The sequence below is a fragment of the Pseudonocardia hierapolitana genome (genome assembly GCF_007994075.1).
GTDB classification, from domain to species: Bacteria; Actinomycetota; Actinomycetes; order Mycobacteriales; family Pseudonocardiaceae; genus Pseudonocardia; species Pseudonocardia hierapolitana.
This window is the reverse complement of record NZ_VIWU01000001.1, coordinates 2563341-2582057: the sequence shown is the minus strand read 5'-3', so window position 1 is coordinate 2582057 and position 18717 is coordinate 2563341. Positions and strand designations below refer to the sequence as shown.

Annotated in this window: 16 protein-coding genes; 11 read left to right on the top strand and 5 right to left on the bottom strand. The window is 73.4% G+C overall.

Annotation, left to right across the window (positions count from 1 at the left end):
* Window positions 1-49: 49 nt before the first annotated feature.
* The 3 genes from FHX44_RS12265 to FHX44_RS12255 all read right to left on the bottom strand — a co-directional run bounded on the left by FHX44_RS12265 (window position 50) and on the right by FHX44_RS12255 (window position 3144).
* Complete coding sequence (locus FHX44_RS12265) at window positions 50-964, bottom strand: polysaccharide lyase family 7 protein (protein ID WP_147255905.1); 915 nt, start codon at window positions 962-964, stop codon at window positions 50-52.
* A gap of 342 nt (window positions 965-1306) precedes the next feature.
* The gene (locus tag FHX44_RS12260) at window positions 1307-2503 is read right to left on the bottom strand and encodes a cation:proton antiporter (protein ID WP_147255903.1); all 1197 of its coding nucleotides are present in this window, start codon (window positions 2501-2503) and stop codon (window positions 1307-1309) included.
* A 164-nt stretch (window positions 2504-2667) separates the two neighbouring features.
* Window positions 2668-3144, bottom strand: a complete 477-nt coding sequence (locus tag FHX44_RS12255) for a cation:proton antiporter regulatory subunit (protein ID WP_147255901.1) — start codon at window positions 3142-3144, stop codon at window positions 2668-2670.
* A gap of 98 nt (window positions 3145-3242) precedes the next feature.
* Here FHX44_RS12255 and metG point away from each other — a divergent pair, with 98 nt between their 5' ends.
* From metG to FHX44_RS12225, 6 genes are all read left to right on the top strand, one after another.
* Window positions 3243-5036 (top strand): methionine--tRNA ligase, encoded by a 1794-nt coding sequence (metG, locus tag FHX44_RS12250; RefSeq protein ID WP_147255899.1) that lies wholly within the window; start codon window positions 3243-3245, stop codon window positions 5034-5036.
* A 133-nt stretch (window positions 5037-5169) separates the two neighbouring features.
* The gene (locus FHX44_RS12245) at window positions 5170-6000 is read left to right on the top strand and encodes a TatD family hydrolase (protein ID WP_246170331.1); all 831 of its coding nucleotides are present in this window, start codon (window positions 5170-5172) and stop codon (window positions 5998-6000) included.
* A 208-nt stretch (window positions 6001-6208) separates the two neighbouring features.
* A complete protein-coding gene (locus tag FHX44_RS43825) occupies window positions 6209-8458 on the top strand; it encodes a resuscitation-promoting factor (RefSeq protein ID WP_147255895.1) in 2250 nt (749 codons plus the stop codon).
* Window positions 8459-8474: 16 nt separating this feature from the next.
* The gene (gene rsmA / locus FHX44_RS12235; protein WP_147255894.1) at window positions 8475-9371 is read left to right on the top strand and encodes a 16S rRNA (adenine(1518)-N(6)/adenine(1519)-N(6))-dimethyltransferase RsmA; all 897 of its coding nucleotides are present in this window, start codon (window positions 8475-8477) and stop codon (window positions 9369-9371) included.
* Between the two features lie 334 nt (window positions 9372-9705).
* Window positions 9706-10668, top strand: a complete 963-nt coding sequence (locus FHX44_RS12230) for a 4-(cytidine 5'-diphospho)-2-C-methyl-D-erythritol kinase (RefSeq protein ID WP_147255893.1) — start codon at window positions 9706-9708, stop codon at window positions 10666-10668.
* Entirely contained in the window at window positions 10668-12440 is a 1773-nt protein-coding gene (locus tag FHX44_RS12225) for an ABC-F family ATP-binding cassette domain-containing protein (protein ID WP_147255891.1), read from the top strand. The genes FHX44_RS12230 and FHX44_RS12225 overlap by 1 nt, the downstream gene beginning before the upstream one ends.
* A 19-nt stretch (window positions 12441-12459) precedes the next feature.
* Here the strand turns inward: FHX44_RS12225 and FHX44_RS12220 are convergent, their stop codons facing one another.
* Window positions 12460-13353, bottom strand: coding sequence for an IS982 family transposase (locus FHX44_RS12220; RefSeq protein ID WP_147254063.1), 894 nt, complete (start codon window positions 13351-13353; stop codon window positions 12460-12462).
* A 156-nt stretch (window positions 13354-13509) separates the two neighbouring features.
* Complete coding sequence (locus FHX44_RS42115; RefSeq protein ID WP_170308884.1) at window positions 13510-13686, bottom strand: hypothetical protein; 177 nt, start codon at window positions 13684-13686, stop codon at window positions 13510-13512.
* Here FHX44_RS42115 and FHX44_RS12215 point away from each other — a divergent pair.
* From FHX44_RS12215 to FHX44_RS12195, 5 genes are read left to right on the top strand one after another with little or no spacing between them, the layout of a single operon-like run.
* Window positions 13685-15052, top strand: coding sequence for a HAMP domain-containing protein (locus FHX44_RS12215; RefSeq protein WP_147255890.1), 1368 nt, complete (start codon window positions 13685-13687; stop codon window positions 15050-15052). The genes FHX44_RS42115 and FHX44_RS12215 overlap by 2 nt on opposite strands.
* The gene (gene pgsB / locus FHX44_RS12210) at window positions 15049-16245 is read left to right on the top strand and encodes a poly-gamma-glutamate synthase PgsB (protein WP_147255888.1); all 1197 of its coding nucleotides are present in this window, start codon (window positions 15049-15051) and stop codon (window positions 16243-16245) included. Before FHX44_RS12215 ends, pgsB begins: the two co-directional genes overlap by 4 nt.
* A complete protein-coding gene (locus FHX44_RS12205) occupies window positions 16245-16727 on the top strand; it encodes a poly-gamma-glutamate biosynthesis protein PgsC/CapC (RefSeq protein ID WP_147255886.1) in 483 nt (160 codons plus the stop codon). The genes pgsB and FHX44_RS12205 overlap by 1 nt, the downstream gene beginning before the upstream one ends.
* Complete coding sequence (locus tag FHX44_RS12200; RefSeq protein WP_212612434.1) at window positions 16724-17737, top strand: NlpC/P60 family protein; 1014 nt, start codon at window positions 16724-16726, stop codon at window positions 17735-17737. The genes FHX44_RS12205 and FHX44_RS12200 overlap by 4 nt, the downstream gene beginning before the upstream one ends.
* On the top strand, window positions 17734-18636 hold the full coding sequence (locus FHX44_RS12195; protein ID WP_147255884.1) for a hypothetical protein: 903 nt from the start codon (window positions 17734-17736) through the stop codon (window positions 18634-18636). The genes FHX44_RS12200 and FHX44_RS12195 overlap by 4 nt, the downstream gene beginning before the upstream one ends.
* Window positions 18637-18717: the final 81 nt, after the last annotated feature.

Genomic DNA, 18717 nt, shown 5'->3' with positions numbered 1-18717 from the left:
CCTGAATGTGGCTTTCCTGAACCGCGGGGCCACCAGCAGGGAAGACCCACTAGCTGTGGCTGATCTTCAGCCCGTAGATCACGACCTGGCCCACGTCGTCGGGGTCGGCGCCCTTCTCGGGGTTGGTGTTCACGTAGGCGCCCGCCTTGAAGTAGCTCTCGGCCCCGAAGATGGGCAGGTCGGCGGCGAGCTTGCCGTTGTACCAGACCTTCACCTGCCCGTCGGCCGACTGGATCTTCACGCGGAACCGCTCGCCGAGCTTGTACGAGGGATCGAGCACGACGTCCTTGTCACCGTCGGCGTACTTCACCGTGAGCCTGCTGCCGGACAGGTGGATCTGCATGACGTCGTCCTCGCCGCCGTGGATCTGTCCGGCGATGACGTCCGGCTTGGTGGCGGGCGTCTTGGTGATGGCCTGGTCGAGCTCCATCGTGTGGGTGCCGGACCGGCCGTCCCAGCTCGCCTTCTCGCCACCCGTCATCTCGCGCAGCTCGGAGCGCGGGTAGTGGCTGTTGACCGTGGTGGCGCCGCCTGCGTTCGCGGTGAAGACGACGCCGTCCTTCGTGTCGTTCAGCTGGAACCACTTGCTGGCGTAGGTGGAGAGGTCCTTGGTGTCGACGGTGTCCGGCTGGCCCTCGGACCCGGTGGGCAGCGTGAGGTACCACTTGCTGGCGTCGATGATCTCGGCCGGGAACCGGACGGCGCGCGCGACGGCCGCTCCCAGCCCGCCTTCGTCGCCCTCCTTGTCGTCGTCCTTGTTGTCGTCGGCGGGCGGCTCGGAGGTGGGGGCCGGGGCCTCCGTCGTCGGCTCGGGCGTCGGCGGCAGCAGCTCGGGGACGGGCAGCTCCGGCGTGGGGAGGACCGCCAGGTCGCGGGAGGCGAGGTTGACGTCCTTCTCCGACGGCGGGCCGAGCGCGCCCGCGAACGACAGCATGCTGCCGATGACGGCGATGACCGCCGCCATGGCGACTGCGACGAGGACGGTGGTGTGGTGCGCTGGGGTGCGCGCTCCACGCGCGTGGTCGCCCTGCTCCGACCGCTGTTCGTACGGGGGAGCGGGCGGCGCGTGGCGCGTCCGGGGGGAGCGGTGCCGGGCCACGAACCTGCCTTCCGGATCGACGACCGGCCAGGACGCCCGGCTCGGGGATGCCGGCGGGGGTGGGGAGGCCCCGTGTCCGTTTCGTGACCGGTCCGGTCGAGAGAAAAGCTATCGGCGAGACCGTCCCGGGTTGCCTGTGCACCGGCGAGAGGGATGATCTCTGCGATGAGCGGTACCCCTGTTAGGCCATTCGGCCTAACGACGGCATCAGTTGCCTGCTGAGGGAGCGGGAGCCGTCGTCGGGCGCCGGGCCCGTGCCCACCGTGCCGCCGGCTCCACCAGGCGTGCCGCCACTGGGCCGATCACCGCCATCAGCAACACGTAGGTGGTGGCGAGCGCCGCGAGCTCGCTCTCCACCGCGGCGTACGCGACGGCCAGCCCGGCGATGACGATCGAGAACTCCCCGCGAGCGATGAGCGCGGCGCCCGCGCGGGCCCGTCCCAGCGGACCGATGCCGACCCGTCCCGCCGCCCACCAGCCGGTGGCCAGCTTCGTCACCGTCGTCGCGATGGCGAGCACGACGGCCCAGCCGAGCACGGGTGGGATCGACGCCGGGTCGGTGTGCAGCCCGAAGACCACGAAGAACACGGCGGCGAACAGGTCGCGCAGCGGTTCGAGGAGCTTGGTGGCGTTCTCGGCGGTCGAGCCCGAGATCGCGATGCCAAGCAGGAACGCGCCGACCGCGGCCGAGACCTGCATCGCCGAGGCGAAGCCCGCCACCAGCAGCGCGAGGCCCAGCACCTTGAGCAGGAACACCTCGCGGTCGGGCGAGTCGACAACGGCCGAGACGAACCGTCCGTAGCGCAGCGCGACCACGAGCACGACGGCGAGCACGGCCACCGAGATGCCCACCGCGCTCAGCGCGCCCACGAAGGTCACCCCGATCAGCACCGCGGTGAGGATCGGCAGGTACAGCGCCATCACGAGGTCCTCGAACACGAGGATCGACAGCACGACCGGGGTCTCGCGGTTGCCGAGCCGGCCCAGGTCGCCGAGGACCTTCGCGACGATGCCGGACGACGAGATGTAGGTGACCCCGCCCATCACGAGCGCCCCGACCGGCCCCCAGCCGAGGATCAACGCCACCGCCACGCCCGGTGCGGCGTTCAGCACGATGTCGAGCAGGCCCGCCGTCCAGGAGCGGCGCATGCCGTCGATCAGTTCGGTGGCCGAGTACTCCAGGCCGAGCAGCAGGAGCAGGAGGATGACGCCGACCTCACCCGCGATCGTCGTGAACGACTCGATGCCGTGCAGCGGGATGACGCCGCCGGTGCCGAAGAACAGGCCGCCGAGCAGGTAGAGCGGGATGGGGGAGAGGCCCATCCGGCCCGCGAGCCTGCCGAGGAGACCGAGCGCGAAGAAGACGGCCCCGAGCTCGATCAGCTCGAGAGCGGTGCTGTCCATCTAGTGCCCCCCGTCGGAAGCCCGGTGCGTGTATCGGCGGATCCAGGTTTCCGCTGGGTGTGCCGGCGGGCCGGCCTCGTACCGGGCGTACTCGGACGGATCGCCGGTGCGCCCAGCGGGAGGCTGGGCCGGCGAGAGGTGTGGTGGGCTTCCGACGGGGGGCACTAGCCGCGCTTGAGGATCTTGACAGCGTTGTCGAGCCCCTCCGACGTGCCGACGGTGACCATGAGGTCGCCCGCGGTCAGGGTGAAGTCCGGCGTCGGGCTCGGGTGCACCTGGCCCGCTCGCATCACGGCGACGACGGAGACGCCGGTGCGGGTGCGCAGGGCGGTGTCGCCCAGCGTGCGGCCGTCGAACGGCGTGCCGACCGGGATCTGCCGGGTGTGGATGCCCGGGAGGTCGCGGTGCTCCTCGCTGAGCTGCGCGACGAGCTGCGGGGCGCCGAGCAGGTTGGCCAGCGCCCCCGCCTCCTCCGCGGTGAGCGGTAGCTCGGCGAGGCACGCGTCGGGGTCGTCGGACTTGGAGACGATCAGATCGATCTTGCCGTCCCGGTGGGTGACGACGCCGATCCGCCGGCCGTTGCGCAGGGCGAAGTCCTTGCGCACTCCGATTCCGGGCAGGGGCGTCACCTCGACGTTCACGACTACACGTTAATCGACGACGTGTCGGTGCTCAGCCGCGCGCCGTCGTCCGAGCGGGCCGCGAAACCGCGCTGTGGCCCGGGCATAGGCTGGAGCGCATGAGCTCCCACGTGCTGACCGCCGTGGCCTGGCCCTATGCCAACGGCCCTCGGCACATCGGCCACGTCTCCGGTATCGGTGTGCCCTCCGACGTGTTCTCCCGCTACCAGCGGATGGCCGGCAACCGGGTGCTCATGGTCTCCGGCAGCGACGAGCACGGCACCCCGATCCTGGTGCAGGCCGAGAAGGAGGGCCTCACGCCGCAGCAGACCGTGGACAAGTACCACCGCGTGATCGCGGAGGACCTGCGCGGGCTCGGCGTCACCTACGACCTCTACACGCGCACCACCACCGGCAACCACTCCGACGTCGTGCAGCAGATCTTCCTGGCGCTGCACCGCAACGGCTACGTGGTCCCGAAGACCACCACCGGGGCGATCAGCCCGTCCACCGGGCGCACGCTGCCCGACCGCTACGTCGAGGGCACCTGCCCGATCTGCGGCTACGACGGCGCGCGCGGCGACCAGTGCGACAACTGCGGTAACCAGCTCGACGCCGCCGACCTGATCAACCCTCGGTCGCGGATCAACGGCGAGGTGCCGAAGTTCGTCGAGACCGAGCACCTGTTCCTCGACCTGCCCGCGTTCACCGAGACGCTGGGCAAGTGGCTCGCGTCGAAGACGGGCTGGCGGCCGAACGTCCTGAACTTCACCAGGAACCTCGTCGACGACATGCGGCCCCGCCCGATCACCCGCGACCTGGACTGGGGCGTCACGATCCCGCTCGACGGCTGGAGCGACCAGCCGCTCAAAAAGTTCTACGTCTGGTTCGACGCGGTGATCGGCTACTTCTCGGCCAGCGTCGAGTGGGCCCGGCGCACGGGCGACCCCGACGCGTGGAAGGCGTGGTGGAACGACCCGGCGTCCGAGCTCGTGTACTTCATGGGCAAGGACAACATCACCTTCCACGCCCAGATCTGGCCCGCGCTGCTGCTCGGCCACAACGGCCAGGGCGACCACGGTGGCGAGCCGGGGCCGTACGGGGTGCTGAACCTGCCGTCGGAGATCGCGTCGAGCGAGTTCCTCACGATGAGCGGCTCGAAGTTCTCCACCTCGCGCGGCACCGTGATCTACCTGCACGACTTCCTGCGCGAGTTCGGGCCCGACAGCCTGCGGTACTTCATCGCGGCGGCCGGGCCGGAGACGCAGGACGTCGACTTCACGTGGGACGAGTTCGTGCGCCGGATCAACTTCGAGCTGGCCAACGAGTGGGGCAACCTCGTCAACCGGTCGATCTCGATGGCCCACAAGAACAACGGGGCCGTCCCGGGGCCCACCACACCTGCGGCCGCCGACGCCGAGCTGCTGGCGCTGTCGAAGGCGGCGTTCGACACGGTCGGCGCGCACCTCGCGCGGTCGCGGTTCCGCGCCGGGCTCAGCGAGGCGATGAAGGTCGTCTCCGCGGCGAACCGGTACCTGTCGGACCAGGAGCCGTGGAAGCTGAAGGACGACCCGGGCAGGCGCGACGCCGTGCTGCACACGGCCCTGCAGGTCGTGCAGGACGCCAACGCGCTGCTCACGCCGTTCCTCCCGCACTCGGCGCAGCAGGTGCACGAGGCGCTCGGTGGCACCGGTGTGTGGGCAGCGCAGCCGGAGCTGCAGGACGTCGAGGACCTCGACATCCCCGGCCGGATCAACCCCATCCTCACGGGCGACTACACCAAGGAGCAGGCGCGCTGGGCGTCCACGCCGATCGAGGTCGGCCGGCCGCTGGCCAAGCCCACGCCGATCTTCCGGAAGCTCGAGCCCGAGCTCGCCGAGACGGGCCCGGAATGGGCCCCGATCGCGAAGTGAAGCCCGCCCGTTCCGACGAACGGCGCGCTCGTCGGTACCTATCCGACGAACGCGCCGCTCGTCGGAAGGGGACGGGGGCGTGAGCGGGGCGCACGGGCGGCGGGAACCTCCGCCGCCTCCCGAACCGCTCTCCGTGCCCACGGTCGATGCCCACACGCATCTCGATGCGTGCGGGTGCGTCTCCGCCGACGACGTCCGTGCCGCGATGGACCGGGCCGCCGCCGTGGGCGTCACGCGCGCGGTCACGGTGGCCGACGACCTCGCCTCGGCGCGGTGGGCCGTGCAGGCCGCGCACTGGGACGACCGGGTCGTCGCGGCCGTCGCGCTGCACCCCACGCGCACGGCCGCGCTCACCGATGCCGACCACGCCGAGATCGAGCGGCTCGCCCGCGACCCGCGCGTGGTGGCGGTGGGGGAGACCGGCCTGGACTACTACTGGGACCACTCGCCGCCCGAGGCGCAGCAGGAGTCGTTCCGCAGGCACATCGACCTCGCCAAACGCCTCGGCAAGCCGCTGATGATCCACGACCGGGACGCCCACGACGACGTGCTGCGCATCCTCCGCGAGGAGGGGGCCCCCGACACCGTGGTGTTCCACTGCTTCTCCGGGGACGCCGCGATGGCGCGCGAGTGCGCCGACGCGGGATTCGTGCTGTCGTTCGCGGGTCCGGTCACGTTCCGCAACGCCCGCGCCCTGCAGGAGGCGGCGGTCGTCGTGCCCGAGGAGCAGCTGCTCGTCGAGACCGACGCCCCGTTCCTCACCCCGCACCCGCACCGCGGGCGTGCGAACGAGCCGTACTGCCTGCCGTGGACCGTCCGTGGCCTCGCGGACCTGCGCGAAGTCCCGGAAGAGCGGCTGGCGGCGAGCGCCGGGCGCAACGCCGAGCGGGTCTTCGGGCTCGCCGAGCTGCCGCCCGCCGCGGCACCCGCGACGCCCGCCGGTGAGGCTTCGCGCTCGGCGTAGGGGGCGGGCCGTTCGGCGCTGCCGGCGTGTCGGGGTTCGACCTGGGCGCTCACAGCCCGTTACGGTTCCGTGATCGCAAGCCGGGGTGGGGAATCGCTCCCCAGCTATTGCGGGCACGGTGGTCCGGGGCGCTCCCCCAGATCGTCAGCCTCCGGGCCACCGTGACCGCGACTCCTCCCCTGCCCGGTCCGACGAGGTCTGGAAGCCCGTGGTCGACGTCCCAACGCGTGCTCGGCGAGGTGCCGAAGCCCGCGCCAGGCTCGGTCGCGCGGTCTCCGACGCGGAGGCCGCGGAGGACCCGTACGCGGCCTGGTACGCGGGCGGCGACCCGGAGGCTCCCGAGGCGGTCGTCACGGCGGCCCTGGATGTCGTCCCGCCTGCCGCCCCCGCGGCCCGCTCGCTGCTGACCCGCTCGCGCGCCCACCGCCGGGCGCCGGGGATCGAGTCCGACCGCCGGGGCCCCGCCACGGGTCAGTTCCGGCCGATCGTCACGCATCCGACGGACGGCTCCGCCGACGACGCCGCCGCCGACCCCGTCACCGGGGAGCTGCCCGTCGTCGCCCCGGACGATCTGACCGGCCCGCTCCCGGCACTGCCCACCGACCTCGGGAACACCGGCGGCACCGGTGCGCAACAGGCGGTCGAGCGCACCGCGAACCAGGTCGCGGTGAGCGGCACCGATGTCCGGCCTGCTGTCCAGCGCACCAGCGCCCGCCCGGTGGTCGACCGCGTCGCCGGAGCGGAGCGCACCGGGAGCCATGCCACGGCGTCCGGGACCGGTGTTCAGCCTGTTGTCGAGCGCACGGGCGCCCGGCCGGTGGTGGACCGCGTCGTCGGAGCGGAGCGGACCGGGGGCCACGTCACGGCCTCCGGGACCGGTGTCCAGCCCGCCGTCGAGCGCACGGGCGCCCGGCCCCGGCCGCGGCCGGCCGACACCGAGATCACCGGCCCGCAGCCGCCGATCACCGTGGCCGAACCGGCGGTCGCTGCCGGGACGACCAGCGTCGAGGCGCTCGAGCGGGCGAAGGCGCGCGCCGGCCGGCCGGCCTGGACGGCGTACCTGAACGATGCGCCGACCGGCCCGATGCCGGTGATCGAGGACGAGTCGTTCACACACCCGTTCGGAACGGTCACCGCGCCCGTCGAGGTCGTGCCCACGGCGCTTCCGGCGCCCGCCCCGGTGGAGGAGCCCGAGCCCGCCGTCAGGCCCCGGCCGCGCCCGGCCTCCGCGCCCGCGTCTGCGCCCGTGTCGGCACCGGTCTCCGCGCCCGTGGCGGCGCCGGTGTCCGCGCCCGATGTCGTGCCACGACGCTCCCGCCGGGACCGGCGTGTGGCCGAGGAGACCCGGCAGCGGCGCGGCCTGCTGCGGGCCACGGTCGTCGCCGTCGTACTCGCGATCATCGCAGGCGGCGCGAGCGCGCTCGCCGGGGACAAGACGATCACGGTGACCGTGGACGGCCAGAACCGGACCGTGCACACCTTCGCCGCCGACGTCGGGTCGGCGCTCGCGGCGGCCGGGATCGAGGTGACGCCGCAGGACCGCGTCGAGCCCGCGCCCACCAACCCGGTCGTCGACGGCGACGAGGTGATCTTCACCCACTCCCGCACGCTGACCCTCGTCGAGGGCGCCTCGCAGCGCGACCTGCCGATCCCCGCCACCACGGTGGAGGAGGCGATGCAGCTCCTCGACCTGGAGGCCGCCCCCATCCAGATGTCGGCGCCCCCGTCCACGCCGATCCCCCTCGGCGGGTTCCGGCTGGAGCTGCGGGTGCCGCGCACGGTGTCGTTCACCGACGGCACGGGAGCGCCGTCCCAGGTCACCACGATGTCCGGCACCGTCGCCGGTCTGCTCGTCGAGCAGGGCATCCAGCTCGGCCCGGACGACGTGTCCGTCCCGTCGGCGGACACCCCGCTCACCGAGGACCTCGACGTGCACATCGTGCGCAACGGTGAGGGCGAGGTGGTCGAGGTCCGGCCGATCGCGCCGCCGGAGCAGATCATCGAGGACCCCGAGCTGCCACGGGGCAAGCGGGTCGTCGTCGAGAAGGGGGCGCCCGGCGAGCAGACCGCGATCATGCGCGTCTACGTGCAGAACGGTCAGGAGGTCCGCCGCGAGCAGGTCCGGGCCGGGAGCATGACGCAGCCGCAACCGCGGGTGGTGCGCCTGGGCACCAACGACAGCCTGCGCGCGCCGCTGGTGGCCGACGGCAGCGTGTGGGACCGGCTCGCGCAGTGCGAGGCGACCGGGAACTGGGGGATCAACTCCGGCAACGGCTACTACGGCGGCCTCCAGTTCGACGCCGGCACCTGGCGCGCCTACGGCGGCACCGACTACGCCCCGCTCCCGCACCAGGCATCCCGCGAGGAGCAGATCGCCGTCGCGTCCCGGGTGCGGGACGACCGCGGCGGCTACGGGGCATGGCCCGCGTGCTCCCGCCGGCTGGGCCTCCCGCGCTGACCGGCATGCTCCTGTAGTGCCAGCCACTCAGTCCCGGCTTCTGGGCCCCGCCGAGGTGCGGGCGCTGGCCGCCGAGCTCGGCCTGCGGCCGACGAAGCGGCTCGGGCAGAACTTCGTGCACGACCCGAACACCGTGCGCCGGATCGTCAAGGCGGCCGAGCTGGAACCGGACGACGTCGTCGTCGAGGTCGGTCCGGGGCTCGGGTCGCTGACGCTCGCCCTGCTGCCCGCCGTGCGGGCCGTGCACGCGGTCGAGATCGACCCGGTGCTCGCGGGACGCCTGCCCGCGACCGCCGCCGACCGCGCACCCGCGCTCGCCGACCGGCTCACCGTGACCACCGCCGACGCGCTCGGCGTGCGCGCCGCGGACCTGCCCGAACCCGTGCCCACGGCCCTCGTCGCGAACCTGCCCTACAACGTGGGTGTGCCGGTGGTGCTGCACCTGCTGGCCGAGCTGCCGCGGCTGCGGCGGGGACTGGTGATGGTGCAGTCCGAGGTCGCCGAGCGGCTCGCCGCCACACCGGGCAGCCGCGCGTACGGGGTGCCGAGCGCGAAGCTCGCCTGGTACGCGGCGGCGCGCCGGGCCGGGCCGGTGCCGCGGGCGGTGTTCTGGCCGGTGCCCAACGTCGACTCGAGGCTGCTCGCCTTCGACCGCCGAGACCCGCCCCCCGGCGACCGGGAGGCCGTCTTCCGCCTGATCGACAGGGCTTTCGCCCAGCGTCGCAAGGCCCTGCGCTCCGGCCTCGCGGGCTGGGCGGGCTCCCCGTCCGCGGCCGAGGCGGCCCTGCGTGCCGCCGGCATCGACCCATTGGCCCGGGCCGAGACCCTCTCCATCGAGGACTTCGCCCGCCTCGCCGCGGCCACCCCACCCCTTGCCGCTAGTCCGACGAACGGGCACGCCGAGTCGCGCTGACCACCACGGGCGAGTCCGACATCTCGACACGCTGAATCCGGCGTTTCGCCACGGTCGATCTGCTGACCCTGCCGTGCGCGGATGCCCGACTCGCCGCGTCGAGATGTCGGACTCGCCGCGTCGAGATGTCGGACTCGCCGTGCTGGAACGTCGGACTCGCCGTGTTGGAACGTCGGACTCGCCGTGTTGGAACGTCGGACTCGCCGTGTCGGGATGTCGGACTCGCCGTGTCGGGATGTCGGACTCGCGGGGTGGGGGCGGTTGGGTGGCCTCGGGATCTGGGTGGCGAGGCGGGGCGCGGCGCGTCGGGTGTGGACGCACGTAGGGTTGACCAGTGCTCGCCGCCGTCCCACCACCGGTCACCGTGCGTGTGCCCGCCAAGATCAACTTGCATCTCGCGGTCGGGCCGCTGCGGGACGACGGGTACCACGACCTCGTCACGGTCTTCCACGCGGTGAGCCTGTTCGACGAGGTCACGGTCGTGGCGAGCGAGGCGCCCGGCATCGAGGTGCACGGCGAGGGCGTGTCCGAGGTGCCCGCCGACGAGACGAACCTCGCGTGGCGGGCCGTCCAGGTGCTCGCCGAGAAGGCCGATCGCGACCCGGACGTGCGGCTGGTGCTGCGCAAGGGGATCCCGGTCTCGGGGGGCATGGCGGGCGGCAGCGCGGACGCGGCTGCGGCGCTCGTCGGGCTCTCCACGCTGTGGAAGCTCGATCTCACCCGGGACGAGCTGTCCGTGCTGGCCGCCGAGCTGGGCAGCGACGTCACGTTCGCGCTCTACGGCGGCACGGCCGTCGGCACCGGGCGCGGTGAGCAGATCGTGCCGGTGCTGTCGCGGCACACCCAGCACTGGGTGATCGCGCTGCATCGCGGTGGCCTGTCGACGCCCGCGGTGTTCCGCGAGCTCGACCGCCTGCGTGGCGACAGCCCGCCCGCCGAACGGCCGGTGGAGCCGGTGCTGGAGGCGCTCGCGGGCGGTGATCCGCGCCAGCTCGCGCTCAGCCTCGGCAACGACCTGCAGTCCGCGGCCGTGAGCATGATCCCCGACCTGCGCCGCACGCTGCGGGCGGGCGTGACGGCGGGCGCGCTCGCCGGCCTGGTGTCCGGGTCCGGCCCGACCTGCGCCTTCCTGTGCAGCGGCGCCGAGGCCGCGTTGGACGTCGCCACCGAGCTGGCCGGGGTGGGCGTGTGCCGCACGGTGCGGATCGCGCACGGCCCGGTGCCCGGCGCCCGCGTGGTCGACCACGAACCGCCCGCAGGCCCGCCGCCCGCCTCGTGGCCCCCGGTGCGTGCCTGATGGCGGGGCAGAACCTGGTCAACCTGGAGACCGTCACCGCGCACGTCCCCGGCGACGCCTCCCGGGTGCTGCTGAACGCCGTGTCGCTCGGTGTGGAGCAGGGCGAGCGGATCGGCGTCGTCGGGCTCAACGGCGGCGGCAAGTCCACCCTGCTCGACATCATCACCGGCTCGCGCGAACCCGACGGCGGCCGCATCAGCCGCCTCGGCGGCCTGAACCTCGCCCGCCTCGCCCAGGCCGACGTGCTGCCGGCGGGTGCGCGCATCCGGGACGTCGTGCTGGCGGCGTGGGCGGGCGCCGCGGAGCACGAGTGGGCGGGCGACCCGAAGGTGCGCGACGTCATCGACGGGCTGGGCATCACCGACCTCGACCGCGGTGTCGAGGGTCTGTCCGGCGGGGAGAAGCGGCGCGTCGCGCTCGCCGCCGCGCTCGTCGGCGATCCGGACCTCGTCGTGCTCGACGAGCCCACGAACCACCTGGACATCGAGGGTATTCGCTGGCTCGCCGACCACCTGATCTCCCGCCGGTGCGCCGTGGTGGTCGTCACGCACGACCGCTGGTTCCTCGACGCGGTCTGCACCCGCACGTGGGAGGTCGCGAACGGCCGGGTGGAGAGCTACCTCGGCGGCTACGCCGACTGGGTCTACGCCCGCGCCGAGCGCGCGCGGCAGGCCGACGCGGCGGAGGCCCGTCGCCAGAACCTCGCGCGCAAGGAGCTGGCGTGGCTGCGCCGCGGCGCGCCGGCCCGTACCTCGAAGCCTCGGTTCCGCATCGAGGCCGCGGAGGCGCTGATCGCCGACGTGCCGCCGCCCCGCAACGCGGTGGAGCTGCTCGGCTTCGCCACCAACCGGCTCGGTCGCACGGTGCTGGAGCTGGAGGACGCCACGGCGGTCGTGGCCGGGCGCACGCTGCTCGATCACGTCACGTGGCGGGTGGGCCCCGGCGACCGGATCGGGATCGTGGGCGTCAACGGGTCGGGGAAGACCACCCTGCTGCGAAGCCTGACCGGCGAGCGCCCGCTCGACGGCGGCCGGCTGGTGCGCGGGCGCACGGTCCAGCTCGCCCAGCTCACGCAGGAACTCGTCGACCTGCCCGCTGACATGCGGGTGCTGGAGGCCACCGAGCAGGTCGGGAAGTACGTGCGGCTCGGGAAGGCGGAGCTGTCGGCGTCGCAGGTGCTGGAGCGGCTCGGCTTCCCCGCGTCACGGCAGTGGACGCCCGTCGGCGACCTGTCCGGTGGGGAGCGCAGGCGCCTGCAGCTCACGCGGCTGCTCATGGCCGAGCCGAACGTCCTGTTGCTCGACGAGCCCACCAACGATCTCGACGTCGACACCCTCGCCCAGCTCGAGGATCTGCTCGACGGCTGGCCGGGCACGCTCGTCGTCGTCAGCCACGACCGCTACCTGCTCGAACGGGCCTGCGACACGGTGGTCGCGCTGCTCGGCGACGGGAGGATTACCCACCTCCCGGGCGGGGTCGACGAGTACCTGCGGCGCCGGGCAGCCGCCCGGGACGGCGCCCCGCCCCCGCCGCAGGCGAGGCCCGTCTCGAACGCCGCGCAGCAGCGCGCCGCCCGCAAGGAGGCCGCCCGGCTGGAGCGGCGCATGGAGGCGCTCGCCGCCACCGAGAAGCGGTTGCACGAGCAGCTGGTGGAGGCGGCCACCGACCCCGAGCGCTTGATGGCGCTCGATCGCGAGCTCAAGGCCGTGGTGGCCGAGCGGGAGGAGGTCGAGCTGGAATGGCTCGCCGCCGCGGAGCTCGCCGAGGCCTAGACGAGTAAGTCCGAATTGATCAGTGGTCGTAAGCGATCAGGGATCGGGTGATGGGCTGGCCGGTGGCGCGGTTGTGCCAGATCGCCGCGGTCAGGGCGAGCAGGCGCTGGCCGATCCTGGCGCCGACGCCATCGATGCTGCGCCCGCCATGCAGTTCGAGGTCGAGCTGGCCCTTGAGGGTGTCGTTGACCGACTCGATGAGCTGCCGAATCGGTTTGAGTAGGTGTTCTCCGGGGCGGGGGGCGCGGTTGCGGTACGAGGGGCGCAGCAGCGTCGCGCCGCGTTCGGCCAGGTAGCGGTCGAGCTCGGCGGAGGCGTATCCCTTGTCGGCGATGATCGTCAGCCCGAGCCGGGTGGCGGTGAGGGTGGGGTCGTGGTCGAGCACGGCCATCAGCACCTGCCGTTCGTCGAGTTTCGGGTCGGCCAGCGCCCAGGTGATCGGCAGCCCGGCCGGGGTGCACACCAGGTGTAGGCGCAGGCCCCAGAAGAACCGCGAGTGCGAGGCGCAGTAGCTGTAGCCGGCCCACCCGGCCAGGTTCGAGCGGCGCACGGTGGGGCGGGAGCGGGCGCACTCGACCGGGGTCGAGTCGACGATCCACACCGGGTCGTCCCACAGGTCGGTGTCGGTGGCCAACACCCGGATTAGCCGCTTGATAAGAGACAACGCGCCACGGAGGCGCTTGTTGTAGCCGGATTGCCCGGGCAGGTAGGGGAACGCGCCGGGCAGCGCACGGGGGACGAACCGCAGCCAGCGGGCCTCCGAGCGCACCCCGAGCAACACCTGTGCCACGGCCAGAGTGAGCAGCTCGGCATCCGAGAGCTTGGGTGGTCTACCCGGACGGGTACGGCGGCCCAGGTAGTCGTCGATCTTGACGTACAGTGCGGTCAGGAGGGTGTTCAGGTCGGTCGTCACAAACTGATCTTGAACGCCCTCCTGCCACGTCTACGGGCCACCCCGCCGTTAGGACTTACTCGTCTAGTGCTCCCCCGCCGGAGCCACGACCGAGTGACGGGCCGCGACGGTGTGTCGCGTTCGGCGATCGGACGCTGCGTCATTCGGGCTACGCCGTCACGCTATCGTGACGGTCTTGGACCTGTGCACGTGACATGACGGGCCGGTGAGGCGGACGCCGACGTCCGCCGGGGCACCGCCGGCCGTCTGAAGGAACGTTCGAAGGGACAGCTCTTTGAGCATGCCCTGCTCCCCGCCGACGATCCCGTTGCCCGCGCAGACGATGCCCGACATGCGGTTCCCTCCGTTCCCGGAGTCGCGTTCCGCGGTGGGGGTGCGCGGCGGGCCCCTCGTCGCGCTGGCCGCGTTGCTGGCCGGAGCGGTTGCGCTCGCGGTGATCGCGCTGTTCGGGGCCGGATGGCCGGACTGGTGGGTCCCTGCCGGGCTCGCGCTGGTGACGATCGCCGCGTACGTCCTGCTGTGGGGCTTCGTCGTCCGCCCGGTCCGGCGCTTCGCCGCGGCGATGGCCCGCATGGCGGCTGAGGACCGCGTCGATCTCGTTCCCCGCGCCCGGATCGCGGAGCTCGACCGCGTCGCGCTGGCGCTGTACCGCTTCCGTCGCATCCGGCCCGGCCGGCGGGGCGCCCGCGCCCGCCACCGGGTGCCGTTGCCCGCCACGCTCGGTGTGGTCGCCGCCCTCGTGCTGGGCTGGGCGATCCCGGCGGCCGTGGTGACCGTCGGCGGCGTCGAGCCGCAGACCGACGCCGTCGTCCGTGACGCGGGCGCGAGCGCCGCGGCCCAGGCGGAGGAACTGCACGGCGCGTTGCGCGGCGGGCTGGCGGTCGTCGAACGCGCGGCCGGCCTGCCGACCGGTGCCGCGATCACCGACCCCGCAACCACGGCGGCCGAGGTGCTCGCGGCGGAGCCGCTCTTCCGCTCCGTGACGGTCGTCGACGCGTCCGGGCAGCCGGTCGCGACGGCGGGGCCTGCGCCCAGCAGCGCGATCGAGGTCCCACCGGGCGGGCCGAGGGTCGTGCAGGCCAACAACGCTGGCAGCGAACCGCTCGTGCGCGCCTCGTCCCCGATGTGGGACGGCGCGAGCGCACTGGTGGCCGAGTTCGATCCACGCGCCCTGAACACCGTGATCCGCGGGTCCGGCGGCCACACGCGGGTCGTCGACGGGCAGCGGGCCACCGTGCTCGACAGCAGCGGCTACACGGCGTTCGACCCGCTGGACGACCCGGCGCTCGGTGCGCTCGCCGCCGCGGCGTCCGGAGGTACCCCGGCCGTGGACACCCCGGAGGACGGGCGGGTGGCCGCGGCGCAGCGGGTGACCCCGCCCGGCACGGCGACCGATCTGGGCTGGGTGCTCGTCGAGGACCAGGATGTCGTCGCCGCGGCCTTCGCGGGTGACGGGAACCGGCGCGCCGCGCTCGTCGCGATCGTGGTGGCGGCGAGCCTCGCGTGCGCGGCGCTCGCCTGGACGGCGGTCACGGTCGTCGCGCCGGCCCGCAGGCTCGCCGGGCACGTCGAGCGCCTCGCGGTGGGGGAGACCGTGGCGCCGCTCGCCCCGCAGCGGCTCGACGAGATCGGCACCGCCGTGGAGGCGACCAACCGGCTGGCCGCGACGCGGACCGTCCGGAGGGTGGCGCGCGCGTGACGTTCCTGTTCGGCGTGTACGTCGCCGGCTGCCTGATCCTGCTGGTCGCCGGGATCGTCGAGCAGCGCGGCCACCACCGGCGCCTGCGCTCCATGCCCCAGCGGATCGTGGTGAACGGCATCCGCGGCAAGAGCTCGATCACCCGGCTCTGCGCCGGAGCCATGCGCGGGGGCGGGATGCGGGTCGTCGCGAAGACCACGGGAACGGCCGCCCGCTTCATCCTCCCGGACGGCACCGAGGAGCCGGTGCACCGCAAGTTCGGGATCGCCAACGTCGTCGAGCAGATCGGCATCGTGCGCCGGGCGGCGTCCTGGAAGCCGGACGCGCTCGTGATCGAGTGCATGGCCGTGCTGCCGGACCTGCAGGAGATCAACGAGAAGAAGCTGGTGCGCTCCACGATCTGCGTGATCTGCAACGTCCGCGAGGACCACCTCGACGAGATGGGCCCCACCCTCGACGACGTCGCCCGCTCGCTCTCGCGGTCGATGCCCGCGGGCGGGACCTGCGTCACCGCGGAGCGCGAGCGGCTGCACATCCTGCAGGAAGAGGCCGACCGGCGCGGCTGCCGGCTCGTCGCGGTGGACCCGGAGTCGGTGCGGGACGACGAGATGGAACGGTTCCGCTGGATCACCTTCAAGGAGAACGTGGCGATCGCGCTCGCCGTCGCCCAGCTCTCGGGCATCGGCCGCGGCGAGGCGATGGCCGGCATGGTGGCGGCCAACCCCGATCCCGGCACGGTCACCGTGGAGAACTACGCGACGCACCGGGGCCGGGTCGCGTTCGGCAACGTGTTCGCCGCGAACGACCCCGAGTCGACGCTGATGAACATCGACCTCCTGCGGCGTCGCGGCCTGATCTCCCAGCCACTCACGATGGTGGTGAACTGCCGTCCCGACCGCGTCGAGCGCAACGGGCAGATGGGGGAGCTGTCCGGCCGGGTCCGGCCAGAACGGATCGTGCTGATCGGGGAGCAGACCCACACGGCGCGCGGCCGGGTGCCGCGCGAGCTCGCCGACCGGGTCGTCGACCTGGGCGGCGCGCTCGAGGTGGATGCGCTGCTCGACGCGGTCGTGATCGGCCCGGACGGTGTGGGGTCCGTGGTGGCGGTGGGCAACATCCACGGCCAGGGCGAGGTGCTGCTGTCCCGGATGGCCGCCCTGCCGAGGCCGCAGCTGCGGGTGAGGGTCGCCTGATGCTGGCCGGATCCCTCGCTCCGCAGGCGGCCACCGTCGCGCTCGCGATCGGCCTGCTGTTCGCGCTCGTCTGCTACCTCACCACGAACCTCTCGCCAGGCGGGATGATCACCCCCGGCTGGCTCGCGCTCACGCTGGTGGAGGACGCGCGCAAGGTGGCCGTGATCGCGGCCGTCACGGTGGTCACCTACCTCTGCCTGAGGGGCCTGCAACGGGCCGTGATCCTCTACGGCAAGCGCCTGTTCGCGGCCGTGATGATGCTGTCGGTGCTGCTCTCGACCGGCCTGTTCCTGCTGGTGCAGCGCGACTACCCGCTGATCTTCGCCCACGAGACGCTCGGCTTCGTCATACCGGGTCTGGTGGCCTACCAGCTCGTGCGGCAGCCGCCGGTGGCGACGGTGCTGGCCACGTCGGCCGTGAGCCTCGCCAGCTACGGGGTCCTGGCCAGCGGGCTGGTGCTCGGGGCGGTGACGGCCCTGTGAGCACGCTCAGGGCCCGACGCATCCTCATGGGCGTGCTGGCGGTGGCGGTGGGCGCCACCGGGATCGCCGTCGGCCAGCTGCGGGGCGAGCCGACGGCGCCCGGCGCGGCGCCGTCGCGGGTGGCGTCCGCCTCGGCCGACCTGCGCTTCCTGCGCCGGGACGCGCCTGCGGGCACCACCGTGGTCGACACCGCCGGAACCGTGCTGGCCACCCTCACCGACGGCGCCCGCACCGCCACCATCGACGGGCCGCAGCGCACCTTCGCCGAGCCGCAGTTCGGCGGCGCTCCGGTGACCACCAGGGTCTGGGTGCGGCTCATGCCCCACGAGTGGCGAGCGGGCGCGGAGGACGAGCCGTGGTTCCGTCCGTGGCTGCAGGAGAACCTGGGCAGCACCGCGCCCGACGTGCTGGCGTCGGCCGCGGAGTACCTGGACGGTGCTCCGGAGCAACGCGACGCGGAGGGCGTGCGGAAGGGCGGAGACGCGCGGTTCGGACCGCCCGGCCCGAACGGTGGTCCGTCCCCCGAGAACTCCGACTTCTACGACTACCTCGGAATCGGCTGGCGCTTTCCCGACAAGCAGGCGCGCAGGCCGGACCCCGAGCGCTACGGAGCGGTGGACTGTTCCGGCTTCGTCCGGCTCGTCTACGGCTACCGCGCGGGATATCCACTGCTCGCCACCGAGAAGCCCGGTGCAGGGCTGCCCCGGCGCGCGCGGGCGATGGCGGAGGTCGGCCCCGGCACCGTCGTCCTGCCCGACACCGGCGTCCCGCCGACGAACGTGGGTGCGTTGCAGGCGGGCGACCTGCTGTTCTTCGACCTCGACGAGGCGCCGGACCGTCGCATGGACCACGTCGCGGTCTACCTCGGGCGCGACGACCGTGGGCAGCCGCGCTTCGTGTCGAGCAGGCGCCGGGCCGACGGTCCGACCCTCGGTGACCTCGGCGGCACGTCCGTGCTCGACGACGGCGGCCACTACGCCAGGTCGTTCCGGGCGGCGAAGCGGCTGTGAGCCGGACGGGAGTCATGATCGGCGTGCTCGTGGTGCTCGCGATCGCCGCGGTGGCGGCGCTCATGACCGTGCTCATGACCGTGGTGACGCCCCGCGCGACACCGCCCGACCCGCCGACGCTGGAGCAGCAGGTCCGGGACCTCACCGACCGGCTCAGCCCGCGCGGTCCCTACCGCCCGCCGGAACCAGTCGAGCGGGACGCGGTGGTCGGGGCGGTGGCGGCGCTGGTCGCGTCCGGGTCGGACGGTGCAGCCCGTGGCGTGCTGGAGGGCGCCGGGTTCACCGTCGGAACGGCTCCGAACGAGGAGGGTGCCGAGTTCCTCGTGGCACGCAGCGACCCGGCATCGGAGCGATCGTGGGGTCTGATCGCGCTCCCGCTGGGCCGGACGCCGCGGCTGCTCGTCGAGGTGCCGCACCCGAACGCCGACTACGACACCGAGGACGTCGGGCTGGCCGTGCTCTCCGCGGTGCCGGACGCGGTGTACCTGCAGGCCGGGGCGCACCGCAGGGCCGACGACGAGCGGGCCGACGTCGCGCACCAGCAGGACTCGCTCTTCCACGCCGTGGCGGTGGACCTGAGCACCCGGCTGCGGCTCCCGCAGCTGCAGCTGCACGGCTTCGGCGCGCGCGACGACCTCGACGCGGACATCGTGCTCGGCGGCGGCCCGGACGACCCGGCGCCTGCGGTGCGGGCGCTCGCGGACCGGCTGGAGGAGTCGGGGGTGCAGATGTGCCGAGCCTGGGCAGGCAGCTGCAGCGAGCTGGAGGGCCGCACGAACGTGCAGGGCCGGGCGGCCGCGCGGGCCGGCCTCCCCTTCGCGCACGTGGAGATGAGCGCGGAGCTCCGCTCCCGCCCGGAGAAGGTGGCCCCGGTGCTGGCGACCCTCGCCGGGTCGTGAAGGGCTCGTTGCTCGGCACGATCGTTCTGTGCGGCGCGTCGGGCCCCTGTCGGGACGAGGTCCAGGTCACCCGGCGCAGGC

Bases quoted from the DNA above. Each gene is read 5' to 3' on its own strand.
- FHX44_RS12225 (WP_147255891.1), top strand. From the start codon at position 10,668: ATGGCGGGGCAGAACCTGGTCAACCTGGAGACCGTCACCGCGCACGTC.
- FHX44_RS12205 (WP_147255886.1), top strand. From the start codon at position 16,245: ATGCTGGCCGGATCCCTCGCTCCGCAGGCGGCCACCGTCGCGCTCGCG.
- FHX44_RS12215 (WP_147255890.1), top strand. From the start codon at position 13,685: ATGCGGTTCCCTCCGTTCCCGGAGTCGCGTTCCGCGGTGGGGGTGCGC.
- FHX44_RS12265 (WP_147255905.1), bottom strand. From the start codon at position 964: ATGGCGGCGGTCATCGCCGTCATCGGCAGCATGCTGTCGTTCGCGGGC.
- FHX44_RS12260 (WP_147255903.1), bottom strand. From the start codon at position 2,503: ATGGACAGCACCGCTCTCGAGCTGATCGAGCTCGGGGCCGTCTTCTTC.
- FHX44_RS42115 (WP_170308884.1), bottom strand. From the start codon at position 13,686: ATGTCGGGCATCGTCTGCGCGGGCAACGGGATCGTCGGCGGGGAGCAG.
- metG (WP_147255899.1), top strand. From the start codon at position 3,243: ATGAGCTCCCACGTGCTGACCGCCGTGGCCTGGCCCTATGCCAACGGC.